The sequence below is a fragment of the Cupriavidus sp. 01L46 genome, assembly GCF_056399905.1.
This window is the reverse complement of sequence record NZ_JBFTSF010000544.1, coordinates 1-1,951: the sequence shown is the minus strand read 5'-3', so window position 1 is coordinate 1,951 and position 1,951 is coordinate 1. Positions and strand designations below refer to the sequence as shown.

2 protein-coding genes are annotated in these 1,951 nt (G+C 62.9%); both read left to right on the top strand.

Features of this window, described 5'->3' with window-relative positions:
• Positions 1–1,228: TonB-dependent siderophore receptor (locus AC1DS3_RS38155; protein ID WP_477129310.1), on the top strand; the 1,228-nt coding region annotated here is incomplete at its 5' end.
• Positions 1,229–1,248: 20 nt separating this feature from the next.
• Positions 1,249–1,951 (top strand): PepSY-associated TM helix domain-containing protein (locus AC1DS3_RS38150; protein ID WP_477129309.1); only part of this gene is annotated, 703 nt, incomplete at its 3' end.

Below are 1,951 nucleotides of genomic sequence, written 5' to 3'. Positions count from 1 at the left end.
GTTCAATGACACCTGGTCGGTGCGGCAGAACCTGAGATACAACGATCTCAACAATGACCGAACGGACCTCTTCCCGACCGCCTTGCGGTCCGATGGAAGAACCATCGACCGTTACTTCTGGCCAGTCAAGACCCAATCCAAGAGCCTCTATGTGGATACGCAGGTGCAGGCACGCTTCACCACCGGGCCCTTGGCGCACAGCGTACTGCTCGGGGTCGACTATGCCAGGATACGCAATACCGACAACTATCCCTATGCGGTGGGATTCGTGGACCCCATCGATCTCTACAACCCTGTCTACGCCAAGCTGCCGCTGGTTCCCGCTGACAACCCGACCCGTCAAAACGCGCCCTCGCGGCAGATCGGCCTGTACGCGCAAGACCAGCTCAAATGGGATCGCTGGGTGGTGACCGCTGGATTGCGGCACGACAACGTGCAGCAATCCAGTCGCACGATCGCGCTGGACACCGGCGCGAGCACCGTCGGTTATGACCAGTCCGCGAATGCGATGACCGGGCGCCTGGGTGCCGTGTACCTCTTCGATTCCGGGTGGGCTCCCTATCTCAGCTATGCAACCTCATTTGCGCCGGAGATTGGTACGAGTGTCTCGGGTGYGCCGCTCACGCCCTCGCGCGGCAAACAGGTCGAAGCCGGCGTGCGGTATCAGCCTGCCAACAAGAGGAGCATTTACACGCTGGCGCTGTTCGACCTGCTTCGGCAGAACGTGACGACCGCCGCGCCGGGAAATCCGGGGAGGGTCCTCCAGACGGRCGAAGTGTCGTCGCGCGGCCTGGAGCTTGAGGCACGCACGGAGTTGACCCGCAATTTCAGCGTCATTGCGCAATACACGTATCTCGATACGGACATCACGAAGAGCAACAATGGCGACCAGGGACTGCCGCAAAAGGGAGCGCCCAAGCACAGCGCGTCAGCCTGGGGTAAGTACGCGTTCACGATCGGGGACTCGTTTCGGGCGTTCACGGCGCTGGGGGTTCGCTATCTCGGGAAAATGCGCTCCAATTCGGATGGCGGAAACAACAATCTCATGAATCCGAGCCTGACCCTTTGGGATGCGGCAGCGGGGGTAGAGCGCGGTCCCTGGCGCCTTACGCTCAACATCAACAACCTGCTGAACCGGCAGGCCTTGTATGACTGCGGCTATCTGCCGGGCGTTTGCTATCGCAGCGCGGAGCGCACCGTCAACGTCAGCGCAGCGTATCGGTTCTGATGCGGCCGGCTCTGGTCGCTTTGCATCGCTACGTTGGCCTGGTGATGGCGGGCTTCCTGCTCATCGCCGGGCTGACCGGCAGCCTGCTGGCGTGGGAGCACGAGCTGGACGACATGATCAATCCAGCGCTGTTGCGCGCCGAGGCGCCGGCACCTGGCGCGGCACTGCTGGATCCCTTGGTGCTGCGCGAGCGGGTCATGCGGCAATATCCGGATGCCCGGATGCCATACGCGCCGCTTAAGGTGGAGCAGGGGCGGTCTGTCGTGTTCTTCCTGCAGGCGGCGCAGGCCGCGGAACTGCCGAACGATGAGGTCTTCGTCAACCCATATACGGGCGCCGTGCAGGGCGAGCGCAAATGGGGCGACATCCGCCAAGGCATGAAGAACATCATGCCATTCATCGAGCGGCTTCACTACTCTCTGGCGCTGGGGACGGCGGGCACCTACGCCTTCGGCATCGTCGCGTTGCTGTGGTCCCTGGACTGCTTCGTGGGCGCCTTCCTGACCTTTCCCGCACGCATGCGCAAGCCTGCGGGCAAAGGAGCGAAGGCAAGCGGTGCATCCTGGCCGGCCCGCTGGCACACGGCGTGGACCGTGCGCTGGCATGGTGGCAGCCACAAGCTGAATTTCGACCTGCATCGCGCAGGAGGCCTGTGGGCCTGGGCCATGCTCTTTGTCCTCGCCTGGAGCGGCGTCTCGTTCAATCTCGTGGAGGTCTATGAGC